Source organism: Shewanella goraebulensis (assembly GCF_030252245.1).
Taxonomy (GTDB): Bacteria; Pseudomonadota; Gammaproteobacteria; order Enterobacterales; family Shewanellaceae; genus Shewanella; species Shewanella goraebulensis.
This window is the reverse complement of record NZ_CP126972.1, coordinates 3,449,023-3,469,434: the sequence shown is the minus strand read 5'-3', so window position 1 is coordinate 3,469,434 and position 20,412 is coordinate 3,449,023. Positions and strand designations below refer to the sequence as shown.

The following is a 20,412-nucleotide window of genomic DNA, read 5'->3' as shown; positions in this document are numbered from 1 at the left end:
GCTTGTTTGTAAGGCTATCAATAGAGTTACTCTTAAAACTAGACTAAGTTTTCGATTTAAACCTTCGATTTAAACCTTCGATTTAAACCTAGGGTTACACCTGAATTTGTACCTAAGCTTTTAGGTTTGACCCTAATGAAGAGATGGTTGAAGTATGACCTTTGTCATTATAAGTCAGGCTGGTAGCATTACGGCTCATTTGCATTGCTTGTGAGAAACGATTCAGGCTGGCAATATTTAGTTCGATAAGACTGGCATTCTGATTATTAATGTCTTTGCATTGTTCTAAAATGGCCTTAGCTTCCTCTACCTTTTGAACTAACTCGGCATTTGTATTGAGCAGCTCTTTATCTGGATGGTTAGCCAGTTTCTGGTCATTTTGTTGTAAATTATTAAGGCAAGTGACTTTTTCTCGAGCCAAGGCTAACAGGGTATCAGCGTCTTGGTCCGTTAATGCTTGTTTTTCTGCAGATACAAGTTTTTTCAGCGACGACAAGGTGCCGTGCTGAAAAGATAACAGCTGTAGTAATTCGTTCATAAGTTACTCTTTATAAAATCCACGTTACTGATGTAACGCTTGATTAGCCAAGAGTCATTATGAAACTACTCTTGGTCGAAATTTAGTCCGCTCATGTCAGCTTCAAAACTTGCAATGTTAGCAGCGAGCTTTTCTGGGTCAACTTTATATCGACCTTCTGAAATCGCTGTTTTAATTGCATCAACTTTGCTTTGATCAATTTCTGGTAACGATGCCATTTTGCTTTGAGCTCCTTGCAGCTGTTGGGCTTGCGAGGTGATGCTGACCGAATCAGTTTTCACATCTGCTTTATTACTGCTTGGTGTTTCTGCAGTATTAGTCGCAGCACTTGAGTTACGATTGGTGCGTAACTGAGTGTGTGAAGCTGTTTTTAGATTGTTAATATCAATTGCCATGTAAGGCTCCAGCGTAATTTATGGTATTCCTAACAGGGTATCGGCCTTGATGGAAATAACTTTAGGATTATTTTACATCCTAACTTCAACTTCTCCAACACCTGTGACAATAACATCTAGTCTTCTGTTTGAGTTAGAGTTTTTGACTCTAATAGTATCTCCCAGGTTACCATCTCGCAACGCTTCTCCAGCTGTTTTGATTTCAAAGCTACTTGTTTTTGCGTATATCGATACCGAATCACCTTTACAGACAAAACATAGGTTATTATTAAGTAATGGTGCTTTTGCTGCTACTCGCCTTTTTGAGCGCGTGCCAATAATGTCTGATATACCAGAGAAAAATTGACCACGAATGCTGTGTTGGTCTACAAAGTTGATTTCAATGATGTCGTCAGTGATGAGTTCGCCTTTTTCGATAATACCTTTAGCGGTTACAACTGGGTAGAGTACCTCAACTTTTACTGATAAATACATTTGCCAAGGATAATCGTACTCAGGACTTATACAGCTAATTTTGACAGTATTAGTGCGGTTAATAGGTCGGTCACTGGCCATTTCTACCTGAATGGGTGGGTAACATGAAGGGGGGTTAAGCCTTCCTTCTAATCGTTGCGGCAAAATGTTTATTTTTGCATTGCTATTAAATGAAGGTGAGTCGGCAATTTTTTTTGCAACAGTCTCTTTAGCTAACGCAGTAATGGTCGATAAAGAATAGGTGATAGTACTGTCTTCACTGGCTAAAGCCGGAAAAGCAGCGCACATTAAGATAAGTAACAAAAGAATGTTTTTCTTCATATTTTGTTTCTAGCGAGTATTGCCAGAATACCTCTATACTTCATGTTAGCGGTTTAAATACATTGATTTAAACAAGATTCTTTTAAGCTGAACTATTCACTGAAGAATAATTGAACCAGAAGTCAGAAGTTTGACTTTTCAGCTGAAAATATTGGTTTATATGGTAATTGATTAATTTAAAGCAATAAGTATGCCTATTACATTAAAGCTATTAATATAGCGAATAAATCACATCAAGCGTGTGTTACAATTTGATGGTAGTAGGATTAGTGTCGCTTTAAATCATAAGAAAATGCCCGAAGGGGCTGTATTAATTAAGGCAGGGTTATGTCGAGTATTCTTGAATCAGTCAATAAACGTACCCAACTTGTTGGTCAAAACAGACTCGAGTTGTTGCTTTTTAAATTGAATGGCCGTCAACGTTTTGGTATTAACGTTTTTAAAGTAAAAGAAGTCTTACAGTGTCCGCCATTAACCACTTTACCGCGCCTAAGCCCTATGATTAAAGGGATTGCACATATCCGCGGCTCGACTATTTCTGTGATTGATTTAAGTGCGGCAACGGGTGGCCGCCCATTAACTTCAACTGAAAACTGTTTCATCATTATTGCTGAGTATAACCGCAGTATTCAAGGTTTCTTAGTCAGTTCTGTTGAGCGCATTATCAATATGAATTGGGAATCTATTATGCCGCCTCCACAAGGTGCCGGTCGTAACTCATATTTGACGGCGGTGACAGAAATTGAAGGTGAATTGGTAGAGATTTTGGATGTTGAAAAAATCTTAGATGAAATATCACCAGTTAAAACTGAAATCAGTAAAGAAGCAGATGAAGCGCTAACCATTGATCGCGAACAGCATTATCACATTATGGTCATTGATGATTCAGCGGTAGCGAGAAAACAAATTATACGTTCACTTGAGTCGTTAAATTTGCAAATTGATACTGCGATTGATGGTAAAGATGCCCTTGAAAAGCTCAAAGCCATTGCAACTGAAATGGATAATGTTGCTGACGAGATCCCATTAATTATTTCAGATATTGAAATGCCAGAAATGGATGGTTATACCTTGACCGCAGAAATACGTGATGATCCTAAGCTTAAAGACATAAAAGTGGTATTGCACACCTCTTTAAGTGGGGTTTTCAACCAAGCTATGGTCGAGAAAGTTGGGGCTAATGATTTTATCGCAAAATTCAACCCTGATGAATTAGCATCTGCTGTGAATAAACACTTAATTTTATAAGCATTGTGGCAATAGTCTGTCTATTATTATATGCAAAGACAGTATATACAAAGGCAGACTTAGGTTTATTATGCCTTTTCTGAAGATTAAACAAGTTTGATAGTTAAGTGACCGGTTCACACTGAGATGGCCACAAGGGCAATCTCTTTATAATAGGGTGTAAATGTGACTAATAAATCACTCGCTGAAGCAGAATATAATCAGTTTAAGCTCTTTTTAGAGCAGCACAGCGGCATTGTATTAGGTGATAATAAACAATATTTAGTAAGAAGTCGTTTAGCACCTTTAATGGGGAAGTATGATCTTCCTTCATTATCTGAAGTGGTTAAACGTTCGATGAAGCCCACAGAAAGACAATTAAGAGCAGAAGTTATCGATGCGATGACCACGAATGAGACATTGTGGTTTAGAGATAAATACCCGTTTGAATTACTGCACAATACTTTATTGCCAGAATATAGTCGTCTAGGCCGACCGTTAAAAATATGGTCAGCGGCGTGTTCATCAGGGCAAGAACCCTATTCTTTAGCAATGACTATTCTTGAGTATCAACAGCGTAAGCCGGGCGCATTGCCAGGTAATGCCACAATTCAAGCGACAGATTTATCACCCTCAATGCTCGAGCGCTGTAAAAATGCGGAATATGACAGTTTGGCATTAGCCCGTGGTTTATCCCCTGAGCGTAAAAGGCAATTTTTTGATCCATTGCCTTCTGGCAATATGAAGATTAAAGATAATGTTAAGCGTTTAGTGAATTTTAGAGCTCATAATTTGCTAGAAAGTTATAGCTTACTTGGCAAATACGACATTATTTTCTGCCGTAATGTACTGATTTATTTTGCCCCTGAGGCAAAAGCTAAAATACTGCGGCAATTTGCTGCCGCTCTAAACCCTAACGGCATATTATTTTTAGGAGCGTCAGAATCTATTTCAGGCTTAACTGATGAATTCAATATGGTTCGATGTAATCCAGGTATTTACTACCAAAAGAAAACTTAGTTTCAACGTTTTGTAATTAAAGGTTTTTTATATATTCCAATGCCAGCATTCGCTGGCATTTTGTTTTTTATCCTTTCCTAGGTTATTTCTACATTTTTTTGGCACAGCCTTTGCTTTATTCATCTCAGTTAGCTGATGGAGGCAATTTTATGGCGATTAATTTTGAAAATGGTTTGGGGATACATCAATACTCATTGGGTATACGCGCTCAAAGGGCTGAAGTGCTATCAAGCAATATCGCCAATTCAAATACGCCAGGCTATAAGGCCCGTGATGTCGACTTTGCATCTGCAATGAACAGTGCTCGTTCACATCAGCAAGGGCTACAGATGAGTCAAACAACTGACAAACATTTCGATTTAAAGGCCCTTAGCCAAGAACATGTTCAGTTCCGCGTTCCTAATCAACCTGATACAGGTGATGGCAATACCGTTGACTCCCAGCAAGAACAAGCAGCGTTTATGCAAAACTCATTAGAGTATCAAATGTCACTAGGATTTCTGGAAAGTAAATTTTCTGGCATGCGTAAAGCGATTAGAGGGGATTAATTATGAGTCTTTTTAATATATTTAATGTGTCAGGTTCTGGTATGTCAGCGCAATCGGTACGACTTAATACCACTGCCAGTAACATTGCTAATGCTGATTCTGTCTCAAGTAGCGTTGAGCAAACTTATAAGTCTCGCCATCCGATTTTTGAAGCTGAAATGGCTAAAGCAACCAGTCAACAGAATAGTTCTCACAGTGTCAGCGTTAAAGGCATTGTTGAAAGTGATAAACCGTTGTTAAAGGAGTTTTCTCCTGATCACCCAATGGCTGATGGTGACGGATTTATTTATAAACCGAATGTGAATGTGATGGAAGAAATGGCAGATATGATTTCTGCTTCTCGGTCATATCAAATGAATGTCCAAGTGGCTGATGCGGCAAAATCGATGCTGCAACAAACGCTTCGTATGGGTAAGTAATATGAATTTTGTTGGAGGTAACAAATGAGCCTCGTTAATCCTTACAGTAGTCAAAGTTTGCCGCAAACCCAGTCAGCGAGTTCTACTGGTATAGCTTCTAACACCACGCAAACTGAAACGAGTAGTAATGCTTATTTAGACAGTGTTCAGCATGCTGAAGCAGCTGAAACACCTGAACCTAATAGTCAGGAACTGACTCAATCAGATTTCTTTGCATTATTGAGTCAGCAGTTGTCTATGCAGGACCCATTTAAACCAGTAGAAAATGATCAAATGATTTCTCAAATGGCATCCTTCTCGACGGTAGATGGTATTGCCAAGCTAAATGAAGAGATTCTAAACCTCAATACCTTAACCAGCTCTAGCCAAGCACTGCAGGCATCTGGCCTTGTTGGACAGAAAGTACTTATTCCGTCTGATACAGGCCATATTGGCACTGATAGCTCTGAAGTCAAAGGGGTGATCAGTACGCCAACTCCGATTGATAGCATTACTGTCAATATCGAAGATGAAACGGGTCAAGTCATTAGAACATTTGAAGTTGATGGATCTGCGGGCGGGAACATCGATGTGACATGGGACGGTCTTGATAAGAATGGTGAGCCCGTTGCTGAAGGAAACTATGCCATCAAAGCGAACGGTAAAATTGATGGCACATCAGAAGATTTAGCGGTATCGACTTACGCTCACGTTTCCAGTGTTTCATTAGGTGATGTAACAACTGGTGCAATATTAAATCTTCGTGGTATTGGCGGTATTCAATTATCAGACGTACTTGCAGTAGCTGAAAGTTAATTTAAGGCAAGTTAGATAATGGCAAGCTTAAAAACTAAATTGCGATAGTTGTCAGAATACTGTCGATTAAAAACAAATAGAATTAGTAAGAGAAGGGGTAAATTATGTCGTTTAACATTGCTTTGAGTGGTATTTCCGCTGCTCAAAAAGATCTCAATACCACAGCAAATAACATTGCTAACGTTAACACTATCGGCTTTAAAGAGTCGCGTGCAGAATTTGCTGATGTTTATGCTAATTCTATCTTTTCTAACAGTAAAACAGCAGTGGGTGGTGGTGCAACAACGACTCAAGTTGCTCAGCAGTTCCAGCAAGGTAGTTTACAGTTCACCAGTAACTCACTTGATATGGCAATCAGTGGCGGTGGTTTTTTTGTCACAGCTTCTGAAGTGGGCACACAGGATCATTCATTTACCCGTGCTGGCGCTTTCAAAGTTAACTCTGAAAGCTTTATGACGGATTCTGCAGGTAATTATCTTCAAGGTTTCCCTGTTGATGCTGACGGTAACTCTACTTCAGTGAGTTTATCGAGTACGGTACCGATTAAAATCCCTGATACCGCAGGTAGCCCAGTTCAAACCAGTAATGTTGGCTTGCAAATGAATTTAAATGTGGGTGAGTCAACATTAGATCCTGCTAACTTCGACCCGAATGATCCAGACACGTTTAATAATTCAACTTCTGTAACGATATATGATTCGTTAGGTGAGTCTCATATCATGACGACTTATTTTGTTAAGCCGACTGATGGGGCTTACACCGGCGAAAGTAACTGGGTTGCTTTTTACGCGGTTGATGGCAAGCAAGTGGACATAGACCAAGCCAATGGTGGTTCATATGGCGTTGATACAACTGGTGATGGCATTGCTGATGGTACAGCATTAGCAGAAAATGCCTCAGGTTGGAAAGGCTCAGTATTAAAGTTCAATGATGCTGGTGCTTATACTGGATCTGACCCTACCACAGTTGAAACGGTAGAGCTGGGTGTAAACGGCGCCAATGTTTTAGGTCCTGGCGCTGATGGGACCCAGAAAATCACACTTGGATTTAATAACCCAACGCAATACGCATCACCATTTGAAGTGACTGAGTTAACCCAAGATGGTACTACTGTAGGTCGCTTAACTAATGTTGGAATCGGTGAAGATGGATTAGTAACAGCAAGTTACAGTAATGGTACAACAGAGCCGTTAGCACGAGTTGCTTTGGTTCGTTTTGCTAATGAACAAGGTTTAACTCAAGTAGGTAATACATCTTGGAAGGCGAGCTTAGATTCTGGCGCCGCACTAGCGGGTGAAGCGAATAGCGGTACATTTGGCGGCATTCGGTCTTCAGCACTTGAGCAGTCTAATGTTGATCTGACAACGGAGTTGGTTGATTTAATTTCTGCTCAACGTAACTTCCAAGCTAACTCGCGTACGCTTGAAGTGAATAACACCTTGAACCAATCAATTCTTCAAATCCGCTAAATCGTATGTATCAACGATTTTAGCTAGTCAAAGAGTTGCCACTATGGCAACTCTTTGCCATTTTATTGTTCTTTCCTCCTTTCATTTCTATCACTTTATACTTCATTTCTTTTTAAATTCATTTTGTTAGCCTTTATTGATGCTCCTTTTGTGTTTTGGCACATTGATTGCTAGTTCTGTGTATATCTTTTGTTATGTAAAAAGTTTGACGGAGCAGCAAATGGACAAACTACTTTATGTTGCCATGAGTGGAGCAAAGCAAAATATGAATGCTTTGGCTGTTCGTGCCAATAATTTAGCTAATGCCAATACTGATGGTTTTAAAGCTGATCTAGCTCAAGCTCGCTCCATGCAAGCGTTTGGCGAAGGTTTACCAACGCGTGTGTTTGCTATGACTGAAAGTCCTGGGCATAACTTTAACTCTGGCCCAATTAAAACAACTGGTCGTGATTTAGATATTGCGATTAAAGATCAAGGTTGGATTGCGGTGCAAAGTAAAGAAGGCGGTGAAGCTTATACCCGTTCAGGAAGTCTAAGTTTTGACAGTACAGGGCTACTTACCAATGGCCGTGGTAATCCAGTGATGGGTGAAGCGGGACCAATTGTACTGCCGCTGCCTATCGATAAAGTTCAAATATCACCTGATGGCATTATTTCAGTAAGACCGCAGGGCGCAACTGCAGATGTGATTGAAGAAGTTGCACGAATTAAATTAGTTAATCCAGATAACGCTGAAATGATGCGTGGTGAAGATGGCTTATTCAGACTGACTTCGGGTTTAAATGCACCCAATGACCCTAATGTTACTGTCGAAAGTGGGGCGGTTGAGGGCAGCAATGTTAATGCTGTATCGGAAATGGTGGCGTTAATTGATATTCAACGTCAATACGAAATGCAAGTGAAGATGATGAAAAATGCCGAAGATCTTGATCGCGCCTCGTCATCTTTAATGAGAATTAGTTAGGAGTAATTATTATGCATCCCGCTTTATGGATAAGTAAAACTGGCCTAGACGCCCAACAAACCGATATTGCAGTTATTTCTAACAATGTGGCAAATGCGAGTACCGTTGGCTATAAAAAAAGCCGCGCGGTATTTGAAGATTTACTTTACCAAACGGTTAATCAAGCTGGTGGTATTAGTGCTGATAACACTAAATTGCCAAATGGCTTAAACATTGGTGCGGGTACCAAAGTGGTCGCGACTCAAAAGATGTTTACCCAAGGTAATATGCTCACCACTGATAACTCTTTGGATTTGATGATTGAAGGACCAGGTTTTTTTGAAGTTGAAATGCCTGATGGCACAGCAGCTTACACTCGTAATGGTCAGTTCAGTCTTGATGAAAATGGTCAAATAGTTACACCGGGTTCTGGTTATGTATTGCAGCCGTCAATTACTATTCCTGATGATGCCACATCGATTACCGTTTCAGCCGAAGGTGAAGTATCAGTAAAATTATCTGGCGCGACGGAAAGTACTGTTGTCGGTCAACTCTCGATGAGTGATTTTATTAATCCATCAGGGCTAGATCCATTGGGGCAAAACCTTTATACCGAAACGGGTGCAAGTGGAACACCAATCCAGGGTACTGCCTCACTAGATGGTTTAGGTGCTATTCGACAGGGTGCATTGGAAACGTCAAATGTAAATGTGACTGAAGAGTTAGTGAATCTTATTCAAAGTCAGCGAATTTACGAAATGAATTCTAAAGTGATTTCAGCTGTCGATCAGATGATGTCTTACGTGACACAAAACTTATAGCGTTTGATGATTAGGAGAAGGGATGATGAATAAATATCTAGTCTTAGCATCAGCAATTATATTGGCAGGTTGTAGCTCGACACAGCAAAAACCTATCCCTGATGATCCATTTTATGCACCAGTGTATCCAGAGGCGCCGCCGACAAAGATGGTGTCAACAGGGTCTATTTTTATTGATCATCAATCGTCGAGTTTATATTCGGATATTCGAGCCCATAAAGTTGGCGATATTATTACTGTGCTACTTAATGAGTCGACCCAAGCTAAAAAAAGCGCCAACAACGAAATTAAGAAAGACTCGAATTTAAGTGTAGATCCGATATATGCCGGTGGAGGCAATGTCACGATCAAAGGGGTACCGCTCGACTTACGTTACTCAGATGAAATGAATACCAAGCGTGAGTCAGATGCCGATCAATCAAACAGTTTAGATGGCAGTATCTCTGCCAATGTCATGCAAGTATTGAGTAACGGTAACTTAGTTATTCGTGGTGAAAAATGGATTTCGATTAACAATGGTGACGAGTTTATTCGTGTCACAGGTATGGTTCGTAGCCAGGATATCACCCCAGAAAATACAGTTGAGTCAACTCGAGTTGCTAATGCTCGGATTCAATACAGTGGCACAGGCACCTTTGCAGATGTCCAAAAAGTAGGGTGGTTAAGCTCATTCTTCATGGGCGAGTGGTGGCCTTTCTAAGGAGTATGCCATGAAGATTAAATCATTATTTATCAGTGCAGTGATTTCAGCTGTTACCGTTGCAACACTGTCGTTATCGGCCCCAAGTCATGCTCAACGGATTAAAGACATTGCCAATGTTCAAGGGGTACGTAGTAACCAGCTAATTGGTTACGGCCTAGTAGTAGGTTTACCCGGAACAGGCGAGAAAACCCGTTATACCGAACAAACGTTTAGAACCATGTTGAAAAACTTTGGTATCAACCTTCCTGATAACGTCAGTCCAAAAACCAAGAATGCGGCAGTGGTTGCAGTGCATGCTGAAATGCCTGCTTTTATCAAACCCGGTCAAAATCTTGACATAACGGTTTCCAGTATTGGTGAAGCCAAAAGCTTACGCGGTGGCACATTACTTCAAACATTCTTGAAAGGTGTTGATGGTAATGTCTATGCCATAGCTCAAGGCAGTTTAGTCGTTAGTGGTTTTAGTGCTGAAGGTTTAGATGGCTCGCAAGTCATTCAAAATACACCAACCGTTGGCCGTATTCCTGGTGGAGCCATGGTGGAACGCAGCGTTATGTCGCCGTTTGCAACGGGCGATCATCTAACCTTTAATCTACACCGTTCTGACTTCTCTACCGCGAAAAGTATGGCTGATGCCATTAATAGTTTTTTAGGCCCAGGCATGGCTCGTGCTCTTGATGGTACTTCTATTCAAGTCAGTGCGCCACGTGATGCATCCCAGCGGGTGTCATTTTTAGCTACTCTTGAAAATGTTGAAGTAGAGATTGCAAGTGAGTCGGCAAAAGTCATTGTTAATTCTCGTACTGGCACCATTGTCGTTGGGCAAAACGTTAAATTGATGCCCGCTGCGGTTACGCATGGTGGCTTAACGGTTACGATTGCTGAAGCGACACAGGTATCCCAGCCTAATGCTTTTGCTAATGGTCAAACCGTTGTCACTACTGACAGTACTATTGATGTTGCAGAAGCTGATAGCCGTATGTTCCTATTTGACCCCGGTACGACCCTAGATGAGCTAGTTAGAGCGGTAAACTTGGTTGGTGCCGCCCCTTCTGATGTACTTGCAATACTAGAGGCGTTAAAGATGGCAGGCGCTTTGCATGGTGAACTTATCATCATCTAAAAATTGTCGGTACGACTATGGAAAAGCTGTCAAATTCATCGCACTTTCTGGATCTAGGAGGACTAGATTCATTACGTTCTCAAGCCCAGAAGGACGAGAAAGGGGCACTTAAAGAAGTCGCAAAGCAGTTTGAAGGCATCTTCATTCAAATGCTAATGAAAAGCATGCGAGATGCCAATGCTGCTTTTAAGTCCGATAGTCCGATGAATAGCCAAACCACCGAGTTTTTTGAAAACATGCGTGATCAACAAATGTCGGTGGACTTGTCTGATAAGGGAATGCTGGGTATTGCTGATTTAATGGTTCAGCAGTTATCTCCGCAAGATACCCCATTTAAACCTGCATCTGTGCTACGTGGTGATATTGATGCGAAAATCAGTCATGCGATGTTCGATGACAAAACTGGCCCAAATACTAACTCCCCATTAGAGCAATCTGCATTTCAATCGCCACTTCAATCAATGAATGCAGCGGCTAATACTAGCCAGCAGCCTGATATCAATATTCAGCAACTATCGTCAAATCACGATGCGATTGATGAAGCTGCGATTAAGCAAATTCTGGCCGGTAAAGCTGTGACTTCAGTTGCCTCTAGTGGCAATCAATTGCCGCAATCATTGAATCAAGCACCAAACGAATTTGAAAATCCAGAGCACTTTGTTGCTGTGTTATACCCTCATGCTGAAAAAGCCGCTAAAGCATTGGGTACAACTCCTGAAGTGTTGTTAGCTCAGTCGGCTCTTGAAACCGGTTGGGGTCAAAAGATGATCCGCCGTAACGATGGCAGCGCAAGTAATAACTTGTTCAACATTAAGGCTGATAGACGTTGGCAAGGAGATAAAGCCTCTGTTAATACCCTTGAATATGAACAAGGGGTTGCAGTGAAGCAAAAAGCAGATTTTAGGATGTATGACAACATCGAACAAAGTTTTAATGATTTTGTGTCATTTATTTCAAATGGCGAACGGTATCAAGAAGCTAAAAAAGTGGCAGCAGAACCTGCCAAGTTTATTAATGCATTGCAAAAAGCCGGTTATGCCACTGACCCTCAATATGCACAAAAGGTGCTGAAAGTGATGGAGTCAGTGACCAATGGACTTAAGTCTGTATTACCAGGAGAGACTAACTAATGGCTGTTGATTTACTGAATATTGCCCGAACGGGTGTACTGGCTGCTCAATCTCAAATGGGGGTGACCAGTAATAATATTGCTAATGCCAATACAGTGGGGTATCACCGCCAAGTTGCCGAGCAATCGACGTTAGAATCTCAAAAAATTGGTAGTAGTTTTTATGGCCAAGGTACTTATGTATCCGATGTAAAACGCATTTATAACGACTTTGCAGCCCGTGAGTTGCGGATTGGTCAAACTGCAATGAGTGGCGCTGAAACGCGATATACCAAAATGAATGAAATGGACCAGTTGTACTCGCAAATTGGTTCTATGGTACCTGACAGACTTAATGATTTTTTTGCCAGTATTAACAGTGTGGCAGATTTACCAACCGATCTTGGAATGCGCGACAGCATGTTAGGCGCTGCGCAGCAAACAGCGACAAGCTTGAATCAAATGCAATCACATCTTGATTCACAAATGAAGCAAACCAACAGTCAAATTGGCGCCGTAGCTGATCGTATTAATGAAATTAGTAATGAACTGGCAAATATCAATCTAGAGTTGATGAAAAGTGGTAATCAAGATAGTCAGCTACTTGATCAACAAGATGCATTGATCCTTGAACTAAGTGAATACTCTGAAGTGAATGTAATACCACTAGATAACGGTGGTAAAAGTGTCATGTTAGGTGGCTCGGTGATGCTTGTTTCTGGCGAAGTAGCCATGCAAGTGGGGACAACAACTGGCGATCCTTATCCAAATGAAGTGAGGTTAACGACTTCTACAGGCAATCAAACATTAGTCATTGATGGGTCAAAGTTAGGCGGGCAGCTCGGTGAACTTTTCAAATTTAGAGATGAAACGTTAATACCTGTCAACCAGGAACTAGGTCAGTTAGCACTCGGTATTGCAGATGCGTTTAACGAAATGCAGTCTAAAGGGTTTGATTTAAACGGTGAGCTTGGTGAAAACATTTTTACTGATATCAATGATCCTACCATGGCAGCGGGTCGTGTTGGTGAATACGAAGGTAATACTGGTACGGCAAAATTAAGAGTCAACATCGATGACGTCAGTCAATTAACAGGAAGTTCATATGAATTGTCATTTACTGCACCTTCGACCTATGAGTTAAAAGATACTAAAACAGGTGATGTGCAGGCGTTAACTTATGATGCTGTTAACAACCAATTAACTGGTGCTGACGGTTTCTCTATTCAAATTGATTCAGTCCCTGCAGGTTTTGCTGATGGCGATACCTTTGAAATTAGACCTAACGCAGGCGCAGCTGCCGGTATAGGGGTGGTGATGACCGACCCCAAAGGTATTGCAGCAGCTGGGCCACAAATTACTGCTGAGCCAACGAATTCAGGCGACACTAGCGTAAAATTGACCAGTATTGATAGAACCAACCCTAATTTCCCAATTACTGACAGTGAATTAACGTTTCAAATTGATACTGTCACTAATACCTATCAAGCTTTTGATTCAACTGGAGCTGCCGTTGGTGGGCCTACTGCATTTACTCCACCTCAAATCAGCACCCCTTATGGATTTGATTTTGAAATTGATGACAGTTCAACAAGTGGCGTGATTGACACATACACCTTCGATTTGTCTTTTGCTGAAGGCGATAACAGCAATATGGTTGAAATGGCGAAACTATCTGATGCCAAATTAATGAATGGCGGTTCGACAACATTAGCGGGTGTTTTTGAGGGCAGTAAATTAGATATCGGCAGCCAAACTAAAGCTGCTGCAGTTTCACTTTCGTCAAATGAAGCGGTTTATTTGCAAGCTTATAACCGAGTACAAAGTGAGTCAGGGGTCAATTTAGATGAGGAAGCGGCAAACCTCATGCGTTTTCAACAATCTTATCAAGCTTCCGCCAGAATAATGTCTACAGCTCAGCAAATGTTTGAATCATTGCTTAGTTCGGTTCGTTAGGAGAGTTAGTCATGCGTATCTCAACTGCACAAATGTTTAACCAGAATACGACGAGTCTCTCCAAAGGACAGTCGGCAACCAATAAAATCCTTGAACAACTTGCTAGTGGTAAAAAGATTAATACCGCGGGTGACGATCCTGTTGCAGCAATTGGTGTTGATAATTTAAGGCAGAAAAACTCATTAGTTGATCAGTATGTCAAAAATATAGATTACGCTCAAAAACATCTAGGTTTAAGTGAAAGTAAGCTTGGCAGCACCGAGACTCTGATGGCGAGTATGCGTGAGCAACTACAACGCGGCGCGAACGGCAGCTTGGCACAAAATGAGCGGCAAATGATTGCCGATGAAATGCGCGGTAGCCTAGAAGAACTCATGTCTATCGCAAATACCCGTGATGAGTCGGGGAATTATATCTTTGCTGGTAACGATACCAATAATCCACCTTTTGCTTTTGATAGTAATGGCCAAATAGTTTATAGCGGCGATAGCGGTGTGCGGCAAAGTGTTGTTGCCTCAGGTGTCACTATAGGAACAAATGTGCCAGGTGATACTGTGTTTATGAATGCCTTAAACCCTCTAGGTGATTATGGCGTCAATTATTTGCCATCCCAACAAGGCGAGTTCACTGTTGAAAAGGCGGCTATTTTTGATTCAGCTGCACATATTGAAGATACCTATACCTTTAAGTTTGTCGATAATGCTGGCGTGCTTGATTTACAAATTGAAGATTCTGGCGGCGCGGTAGTTTCTACTGTACCCAATTTTGATCCAAATAATCCTGTGAGCTTTAATGGCATAGAAGTGAAACTGTCTGGATCCCCGGTCGCAGGCGACTCTTTTACCATGGAACCTCAAGAGACTGTCAGTATTTTAGACAGTATGAATGAGGCCATAGCACTCCTAGAAGACCCATCTTTAGCAAATACTCCGCAAGGAAGTTCAAAGTTGGCACAGCTATTGAATAATATCGATAGTGGTCAAAATCAAGTCAGTGCGGCAAGGAGTATTGCAGGCAATAGCTTGAAAGGCTTAGAAAGTATTTCTACCAACCACGCTGAAGAAAAAATTGTGAACGATAGTGCGCTATCCATGCTTGAAGATTTGGACTATGCCGCTGCTATTACAGAATTTGAGAAACAGCAACTGGCATTAAATGCCGTGTCGAGTGTATTCGGCAAAGTGGGTTCAATTTCATTGTTTGATTATATCTAGCAATTTTATGCATAGAGTAATTAACAAGAATAACCATCGTTAAATTGTAAAATTTAGCCAAGCTCCAAAGTCTTGGCAACAAAACTAAGAATGAGGAATTAAAATGGCTATTACAGTAAATACCAATGTTACATCAATGAAAGCGCAGAAAAACTTAAATACCGCAACTTCAGGTTTAAACACTTCGATGGAACGTTTATCAAGTGGCTTACGTATTAACAGTGCAAAAGATGATGCTGCCGGTTTAGCAATTTCTAACCGCTTGAACTCGCAGGTTCGTGGTTTAGATGTTGGTATGCGAAATGCTAACGATGCTATTTCGATTGCTCAAATTGCTGAAGGTGCGATGCAAGAACAAACCAACATGTTGCAGCGTATGCGTGACTTGACGATACAATCGGAAAACGGTGCAAACAGTACTGAAGATTTAGCAGCGCTAAAAGCTGAAATGGATCAGCTTGCTTTAGAGATTGGTGAGATCGGTCATAACACGGCATTTGGTGATACTAAATTAATGACTGGCGGATTTTCTGCAGGTAAAAACTTCCAAGTGGGTCATCAAGCGGGTGAGACAATATCTATTAGCGTGAAAAAAACAGATGCTAGTTCACTGGCGGTTGGTGCATTAGATAATGCATCTGCTGGTGACCGCTCAGCTTCATTAACAGCGATTGATGCGGCAATCAAAACCATTGATACACAGCGTGCGGACCTTGGTGCGAAGCAAAACCGATTAGCACATAATATTGCTAACAGTGCGAATACTCAGGCAAACGTTGCAGATGCAAAGTCACGTATTGTCGATGTTGATTTTGCTAAAGAAACAGCTGAAATGACTAAAAACCAAGTGTTGCAACAAACGGGTAGTTCAATGTTGGCTCAAGCTAACCAATTACCACAAGTCGCGCTATCATTATTAGGTTAATAAACGAGTTAAGCTAATACGCAACTTATTCGTTAGTCATTAAATTAAGCCATATTTTCTTATTTAAGATAAATATGGCTTTTTTGTTTCTGTAAGTTATTGATTTTTAATATACTAAGGTTTTGAACGAAAAATGTTCAAAAAAAGCTAAAGTATCTAAATTTGCTGCCGTTAAAGTATTTGTAACCCAATAGACCCGCCTGGAAATAAAGACAGGCAAGTTTTAAAGCCAGGTAAAGAGGAATCAAATTATGGCTATTACAGTAAATACCAATGTAACGTCAATGAAAGCGCAGAAAAACTTAAATGCTTCTAGCTCGAACTTAGCAACATCGATGGAACGTTTATCAAGTGGTTTACGAATTAACAGCGCAAAAGATGATGCAGCGGGTTTAGCTATTTCAAATCGCTTGAATTCTCAAGTTAACGGTTTAGAAGTGGGTATGCGTAACGCCAATGACGCAATTTCAATCGCTCAAATTGCTGAAGGCGCGATGCAAGAACAAACAAACATGCTACAGCGTATGCGTGATTTGACTGTGCAATCTGAAAATGGTGCAAATAGTAATGATGATCTAGCTGCAATTAAAGCTGAAATGGATGAGTTAGCATTGGAGATTACTGAAATTGGTGACAATACAGCCTTCGGTGATACCAAGTTGATGGCAGGTGGGTTCTCTGGTGGTAAAAACTTCCAAGTAGGTCACCAGGCTGGAGAAACAATTTCAATCACTGTTGAAACAACTAATGCAACTAGCCTTTCAGTTAACGCTTTAACGAATGTTACATCTGCTAACCGTGCCTCTGCATTAACTGCGATTGATGCAGCAATTACAGCAATTGATACTCAACGTGCAGACTTAGGTGCAAAACAAAACCGACTTGCCCATAACATTGCAAACAGTGCTAATACCCAAGCAAATGTCGCAGATGCAAAATCGCGTATTGTAGATGTGGATTTCGCTAAAGAAACAGCTGAAATGACTAAAAATCAAGTACTACAGCAAACGGGTAGTTCGATGCTGGCACAGGCAAACCAATTGCCACAAGTTGCACTTTCATTGTTATAAACCCATTTAGCAATATAAAGGTACTTTATGAAAACCTCATTTGCCATGACAAGTGAGGTTTTTTAATTTTTGAAATTTGTTTTTGTCGAAGAAGAAGTTCAAGTTTGAGCTGCTGAAAAAACATTCAAAAACTTCTAAAGTAATTTAAATTGCTGCCGTTACATAATTAGTAACTTAAAAGACGAGCCTGGATATAAGCAGGCAAGATTTAAAACCAGGTGAAGAGGACTTAAATTATGGCAATTACAGTTAATACAAACGTAACGTCAATGAAAGCGCAAAAGAACTTAAATGCTTCAAGTTCAAATTTAGCAACTTCAATGGAACGTCTATCTAGTGGTTTACGCATTAATAGTGCAAAGGATGATGCTGCTGGTTTAGCAATTTCAAATCGCTTAAACTCTCAAGTCAATGGTTTAGAAGTGGGTATGCGTAACGCAAATGATGCGATTTCAATTGCTCAAATTGCAGAAGGTGCGATGCAAGAGCAGACAAACATGCTTCAGCGCATGCGTGACTTGACTGTACAATCTGAGAATGGTGCAAATAGCGCTGAAGATTTAGATGCCATTAAAGCGGAAATGGATGAGTTAGCGTTAGAAATTACTGAAATTGGTAATAATACTGCTTTTGGTGATACTAAATTAATGAGTGGTGGTTTTGCAGCAGGTAAAAACTTCCAAGTAGGTCATCAGGCGGGCGAAACAATTAGTATCACAGTATTAAAAACTGATGCTAGCTCTTTAGCTGTTGGTGCTTTAGATAATGCATCTGCAGGTGATCGAACTGCTGCGCTTACCGCTATTGATGCAGCTATTACGACAATTGATAATCAACGTGCAGATTTAGGTGCGAAACAAAATCGCCTAGCTCACAACATTGCTAACAGTGCTAATACTCAAGCAAACGTTGCTGATGCTAAATCACGTATTGTTGATGTAGACTTTGCTAAAGAAACAGCTGAAATGACTAAAAATCAAGTATTACAGCAAACGGGTTCTTCAATGCTTGCTCAAGCTAACCAGCTACCGCAAGTTGCACTATCCCTTTTATAATTGACTTCGTCAAACAGTAGTAAAACAATTTAAAAGGGAGATCTTAAGTGGTCTCCCTTTTGTTGTTAAAACCAAACTGATTTAAATAGATTACAAAATCTGGAGGTAAGACATGGCGATAGATATCAATTTAACAGGTGCTGCAAATACGCATATTGATAATTTGGGAACCCGTCAACTTACTGACAGCAACGCCCAAGCAGAAAAAGCACAATTGAAAGTGTCTGAATTATCTAAAACTGAACAACAATCTGAAAAACTGGCAGATAAAGCTATAATTAATCAAAAAGCTAAAGATGAAAAACTAGCTGAGTTTACAGAAGAGTTGAACAATATTGATTCACTCGTCCGAAAAGGATTAGCGTTTAAATTAGATGAAGATTCTGGGCAGAATGTGATTAGCGTGATGGATATCGATTCGGGTGATATTATCCGACAAATCCCAAATGAAGAAGCACTAGAACTATCTAAAAAAATGGCTGAGGTGGCAGGTTTATTGCTTAATACAGAGGCATAAATCAACTTTTTGTCTTACAAAGTTTGATAAATTAACCTGAAAGTTATATCTGAGAGGACATTATGGCATTAACAGCAACGGGTATTGGCTCAGGCTTAGATATCAACACGATTGTTGGAGTGTTAGTTGACGCTGAAAAACTACCAAAAGAAGCTTTGTTTGATAAAAATGAAGCCACAATTGATGCCAAAGTTTCTGCTATTGGATCATTAAAAAGTAAATTGTCGACTTTTCAAGATGCACTAGAAAAACTAACAGATTCTGAAGCGTTAAATATTCGAAAAGTGTCTACAGGCGATAGTATTTATTTTGGTGCTGAAGCCGGTAAAGATGCACAATCAGGTAGTTATCAAATTCAAGTTGAACAACTTGCTTCTTCACATAAAGTGGCAGGAACAAATGTTGCAGATCCAAGTCTTGGGGTGGGAACGGGCAGCCTTGATTTATCGGTTAATGGTGAAGCATTTTCAATTGATGTTGAAGCGACTGATTCACTTGAAGATATCGCCAGCAAGATTAATAGTGCTTCTGATAATGTTGGTGTTACAGCAACGATTATTAAAAGTGATGCTGGTAGCAGACTCGTATTTAGCTCTGATGAATCAGGTACAGATAACCAAGTATCAGTATCAGCGACTGATACAGCAGGTACAGGTCTTAATGATATGTTTGGGACGGGAAATCTCACTACGCTGCAAAATGCACAAGATGCCATTGTGTACATTGATGGGCAAAAAGTGACTTCACAATCAAATGAAGTAACAGATGCCATTGCAGGTGTAACACTATCTCTAACAAGTGCGGATGTATCTCAAACATCAACATTGAAAATAGAACAAGATGATGAATTGGTTAAAGAGAACATTCAGGCGTTTGTTGATGCTTATAATACTTTGGTGACGTCAATTAGTGATATGTCAAAGTACGATGTAGAAAATGAAGAAGCAGCAGCTTTGCAAGGCGACTCTATGATCCGCTCGATTGAGTCTCAAATGCGGAGTATGATCAGTAACCGAGTCGATGTCGACGGTCAGTCGGTTGCTTTATATGATATAGGGATTGAAACAGATCGCTACGGTAAAATGTCTATTGATAGTGAAAAGCTTGATACTGCATTAAGTGAGAACATGAGCTTAGTTGAAGGCTTATTCACGACTCCTGATACAGGTATTGCCAGTAGTCTTGACTCGGTTGTTGAAGGTTATGTAAAAACGGGTGGATTAATTGATACACGTAACAACAGTTTGACAAGTGAGAAAAGCCGTTTAGATGATCAACGGGAAGCTTTCTCGTTGAAAATGGAATTGTTAGAAGCAAGGTTATTTAAACAATTTAATGCGATGGACCTAGTGGTTGCTCAATTAAATGAGCAGAGCTCAGGACTAGTTGAACGTTTAAACTCGCTTCCTGGTTCGGTTCCAAGTAGTTAACTGAATGTATATGAAACAACTAACAGATAAAAACGCACAGATAGAAGAGGTGTTGAATACTCTTGAAAATACTCCGTCCGAAAATGAAGCTTCTGACGAGTTGGTATCTAACTTGCTTGTACTTATTGGAGAGCGTCAAATTTTACTCGACGACCTGAAAATTGACAATGTTGAACATGAAAGGAAAATGCTAACAGAGCAAATTTCTCTCGGAAAATTGTTTGAAAAGAAAGTGTTTAAATTGCAGCAACATATTCAATCTTTGCTTCAGGCCAGAAAGAAAAATCAGCGCCAAATAAATGTATATCAGTCAATCGATTCAAATAAGTAGCGAAGGTGAC

General features: G+C 40.3%; 22 protein-coding genes. 19 read left to right on the top strand and 3 right to left on the bottom strand.

The genetic code is table 11. The features are described from left to right. Nucleotides 1-112 precede the first annotated feature (112 nt). The 3 genes from QPX86_RS14725 to flgA all read right to left on the bottom strand — a co-directional run bounded on the left by QPX86_RS14725 (nt 113) and on the right by flgA (nt 1,728). Entirely contained in the window at nt 113-538 is a 426-nt protein-coding gene (locus QPX86_RS14725) for a flagella synthesis protein FlgN (protein WP_220754708.1), read from the bottom strand. A gap of 65 nt (nt 539-603) precedes the next feature. Beyond that, nucleotides 604-933 (bottom strand): flagellar biosynthesis anti-sigma factor FlgM, encoded by a 330-nt coding sequence (gene flgM, locus QPX86_RS14720; RefSeq protein WP_220754709.1) that lies wholly within the window; start codon nt 931-933, stop codon nt 604-606. Nucleotides 934-1,005: 72 nt separating this feature from the next. Next, nucleotides 1,006-1,728, bottom strand: a complete 723-nt coding sequence (gene flgA / locus QPX86_RS14715) for a flagellar basal body P-ring formation chaperone FlgA (protein WP_285163083.1) — start codon at nt 1,726-1,728, stop codon at nt 1,006-1,008. Between the two features lie 327 nt (nt 1,729-2,055). Here flgA and QPX86_RS14710 point away from each other — a divergent pair, with 327 nt between their 5' ends. From QPX86_RS14710 to QPX86_RS14620, 19 genes are all read left to right on the top strand, one after another. Next, nucleotides 2,056-2,976 (top strand): chemotaxis protein CheV, encoded by a 921-nt coding sequence (locus tag QPX86_RS14710; protein ID WP_220754711.1) that lies wholly within the window; start codon nt 2,056-2,058, stop codon nt 2,974-2,976. 165 nt (nt 2,977-3,141) lie between these two features. Then, nucleotides 3,142-3,975, top strand: a complete 834-nt coding sequence (locus QPX86_RS14705) for a CheR family methyltransferase (RefSeq protein ID WP_285163082.1) — start codon at nt 3,142-3,144, stop codon at nt 3,973-3,975. 149 nt (nt 3,976-4,124) lie between these two features. Continuing rightward, nucleotides 4,125-4,523: a flagellar basal body rod protein FlgB gene (flgB, locus tag QPX86_RS14700; RefSeq protein WP_102528991.1), complete on the top strand. Its 399-nt coding sequence runs from the start codon at nt 4,125-4,127 to the stop codon at nt 4,521-4,523. A 2-nt stretch (nt 4,524-4,525) separates the two neighbouring features. Further along, complete coding sequence (gene flgC / locus QPX86_RS14695) at nt 4,526-4,942, top strand: flagellar basal body rod protein FlgC (protein ID WP_220754713.1); 417 nt, start codon at nt 4,526-4,528, stop codon at nt 4,940-4,942. 24 nt (nt 4,943-4,966) lie between these two features. Next, nucleotides 4,967-5,737 carry a flagellar hook assembly protein FlgD gene (gene flgD / locus QPX86_RS14690; RefSeq protein ID WP_285163081.1) on the top strand — a complete coding sequence of 257 codons (771 nt, stop codon included), beginning with the start codon at nt 4,967-4,969 and terminating at the stop codon, nt 5,735-5,737. Nucleotides 5,738-5,841: 104 nt separating this feature from the next. Further along, nucleotides 5,842-7,206, top strand: a complete 1,365-nt coding sequence (flgE, locus tag QPX86_RS14685) for a flagellar hook protein FlgE (RefSeq protein ID WP_220754715.1) — start codon at nt 5,842-5,844, stop codon at nt 7,204-7,206. 220 nt (nt 7,207-7,426) lie between these two features. Next, a complete protein-coding gene (gene flgF / locus QPX86_RS14680; protein ID WP_102528995.1) occupies nt 7,427-8,170 on the top strand; it encodes a flagellar basal-body rod protein FlgF in 744 nt (247 codons plus the stop codon). 11 nt (nt 8,171-8,181) lie between these two features. Next, nucleotides 8,182-8,970, top strand: a complete 789-nt coding sequence (gene flgG, locus QPX86_RS14675) for a flagellar basal-body rod protein FlgG (RefSeq protein ID WP_220754716.1) — start codon at nt 8,182-8,184, stop codon at nt 8,968-8,970. A 25-nt stretch (nt 8,971-8,995) separates the two neighbouring features. Then, nucleotides 8,996-9,670: a flagellar basal body L-ring protein FlgH gene (flgH, locus tag QPX86_RS14670; RefSeq protein WP_220754750.1), complete on the top strand. Its 675-nt coding sequence runs from the start codon at nt 8,996-8,998 to the stop codon at nt 9,668-9,670. Between the two features lie 10 nt (nt 9,671-9,680). Next, complete coding sequence (locus QPX86_RS14665) at nt 9,681-10,796, top strand: flagellar basal body P-ring protein FlgI (RefSeq protein WP_220754717.1); 1,116 nt, start codon at nt 9,681-9,683, stop codon at nt 10,794-10,796. A 17-nt stretch (nt 10,797-10,813) separates the two neighbouring features. Continuing rightward, a complete protein-coding gene (gene flgJ, locus QPX86_RS14660) occupies nt 10,814-11,926 on the top strand; it encodes a flagellar assembly peptidoglycan hydrolase FlgJ (RefSeq protein ID WP_220754718.1) in 1,113 nt (370 codons plus the stop codon). Next, nucleotides 11,926-13,860, top strand: coding sequence for a flagellar hook-associated protein FlgK (flgK, locus tag QPX86_RS14655; protein ID WP_220754719.1), 1,935 nt, complete (start codon nt 11,926-11,928; stop codon nt 13,858-13,860). The genes flgJ and flgK overlap by 1 nt, the downstream gene beginning before the upstream one ends. 11 nt (nt 13,861-13,871) lie before the next feature. After that, nucleotides 13,872-15,074: a flagellar hook-associated protein FlgL gene (gene flgL / locus QPX86_RS14650; protein WP_285163080.1), complete on the top strand. Its 1,203-nt coding sequence runs from the start codon at nt 13,872-13,874 to the stop codon at nt 15,072-15,074. 103 nt (nt 15,075-15,177) lie between these two features. Next, nucleotides 15,178-15,999, top strand: a complete 822-nt coding sequence (locus QPX86_RS14645) for a flagellin N-terminal helical domain-containing protein (RefSeq protein ID WP_220754721.1) — start codon at nt 15,178-15,180, stop codon at nt 15,997-15,999. 251 nt (nt 16,000-16,250) lie between these two features. Beyond that, complete coding sequence (locus tag QPX86_RS14640) at nt 16,251-17,069, top strand: flagellin N-terminal helical domain-containing protein (RefSeq protein ID WP_285163079.1); 819 nt, start codon at nt 16,251-16,253, stop codon at nt 17,067-17,069. A 236-nt stretch (nt 17,070-17,305) separates the two neighbouring features. Beyond that, on the top strand, nt 17,306-18,124 hold the full coding sequence (locus tag QPX86_RS14635) for a flagellin N-terminal helical domain-containing protein (protein WP_220754723.1): 819 nt from the start codon (nt 17,306-17,308) through the stop codon (nt 18,122-18,124). Nucleotides 18,125-18,236: 112 nt separating this feature from the next. Continuing rightward, complete coding sequence (locus QPX86_RS14630; RefSeq protein ID WP_220754724.1) at nt 18,237-18,641, top strand: flagellar protein FlaG; 405 nt, start codon at nt 18,237-18,239, stop codon at nt 18,639-18,641. 62 nt (nt 18,642-18,703) lie between these two features. Beyond that, complete coding sequence (gene fliD / locus QPX86_RS14625) at nt 18,704-20,071, top strand: flagellar filament capping protein FliD (protein ID WP_220754725.1); 1,368 nt, start codon at nt 18,704-18,706, stop codon at nt 20,069-20,071. A gap of 10 nt (nt 20,072-20,081) precedes the next feature. Continuing rightward, nucleotides 20,082-20,402: a hypothetical protein gene (locus tag QPX86_RS14620; RefSeq protein WP_285163078.1), complete on the top strand. Its 321-nt coding sequence runs from the start codon at nt 20,082-20,084 to the stop codon at nt 20,400-20,402. The last annotated feature ends 10 nt before the right edge of the window (nt 20,403-20,412 follow it).

Coding starts and splice junctions, on each gene's coding strand:
- flgJ (WP_220754718.1), top strand. CDS start 10,814: ATGGAAAAGCTGTCAAATTCATCGCACTTTCTGGATCTAGGAGGACTA.
- flgE (WP_220754715.1), top strand. CDS start 5,842: ATGTCGTTTAACATTGCTTTGAGTGGTATTTCCGCTGCTCAAAAAGAT.
- QPX86_RS14620 (WP_285163078.1), top strand. CDS start 20,082: ATGAAACAACTAACAGATAAAAACGCACAGATAGAAGAGGTGTTGAAT.
- flgB (WP_102528991.1), top strand. CDS start 4,125: ATGGCGATTAATTTTGAAAATGGTTTGGGGATACATCAATACTCATTG.
- QPX86_RS14640 (WP_285163079.1), top strand. CDS start 16,251: ATGGCTATTACAGTAAATACCAATGTAACGTCAATGAAAGCGCAGAAA.
- QPX86_RS14635 (WP_220754723.1), top strand. CDS start 17,306: ATGGCAATTACAGTTAATACAAACGTAACGTCAATGAAAGCGCAAAAG.
- QPX86_RS14665 (WP_220754717.1), top strand. CDS start 9,681: ATGAAGATTAAATCATTATTTATCAGTGCAGTGATTTCAGCTGTTACC.
- flgH (WP_220754750.1), top strand. CDS start 8,996: ATGAATAAATATCTAGTCTTAGCATCAGCAATTATATTGGCAGGTTGT.
- flgK (WP_220754719.1), top strand. CDS start 11,926: ATGGCTGTTGATTTACTGAATATTGCCCGAACGGGTGTACTGGCTGCT.
- QPX86_RS14725 (WP_220754708.1), bottom strand. CDS start 538: ATGAACGAATTACTACAGCTGTTATCTTTTCAGCACGGCACCTTGTCG.
- flgD (WP_285163081.1), top strand. CDS start 4,967: ATGAGCCTCGTTAATCCTTACAGTAGTCAAAGTTTGCCGCAAACCCAG.
- flgA (WP_285163083.1), bottom strand. CDS start 1,728: ATGAAGAAAAACATTCTTTTGTTACTTATCTTAATGTGCGCTGCTTTT.
- QPX86_RS14710 (WP_220754711.1), top strand. CDS start 2,056: ATGTCGAGTATTCTTGAATCAGTCAATAAACGTACCCAACTTGTTGGT.
- fliD (WP_220754725.1), top strand. CDS start 18,704: ATGGCATTAACAGCAACGGGTATTGGCTCAGGCTTAGATATCAACACG.
- flgG (WP_220754716.1), top strand. CDS start 8,182: ATGCATCCCGCTTTATGGATAAGTAAAACTGGCCTAGACGCCCAACAA.
- QPX86_RS14645 (WP_220754721.1), top strand. CDS start 15,178: ATGGCTATTACAGTAAATACCAATGTTACATCAATGAAAGCGCAGAAA.
- flgF (WP_102528995.1), top strand. CDS start 7,427: ATGGACAAACTACTTTATGTTGCCATGAGTGGAGCAAAGCAAAATATG.
- flgC (WP_220754713.1), top strand. CDS start 4,526: ATGAGTCTTTTTAATATATTTAATGTGTCAGGTTCTGGTATGTCAGCG.
- flgL (WP_285163080.1), top strand. CDS start 13,872: ATGCGTATCTCAACTGCACAAATGTTTAACCAGAATACGACGAGTCTC.
- flgM (WP_220754709.1), bottom strand. CDS start 933: ATGGCAATTGATATTAACAATCTAAAAACAGCTTCACACACTCAGTTA.
- QPX86_RS14630 (WP_220754724.1), top strand. CDS start 18,237: ATGGCGATAGATATCAATTTAACAGGTGCTGCAAATACGCATATTGAT.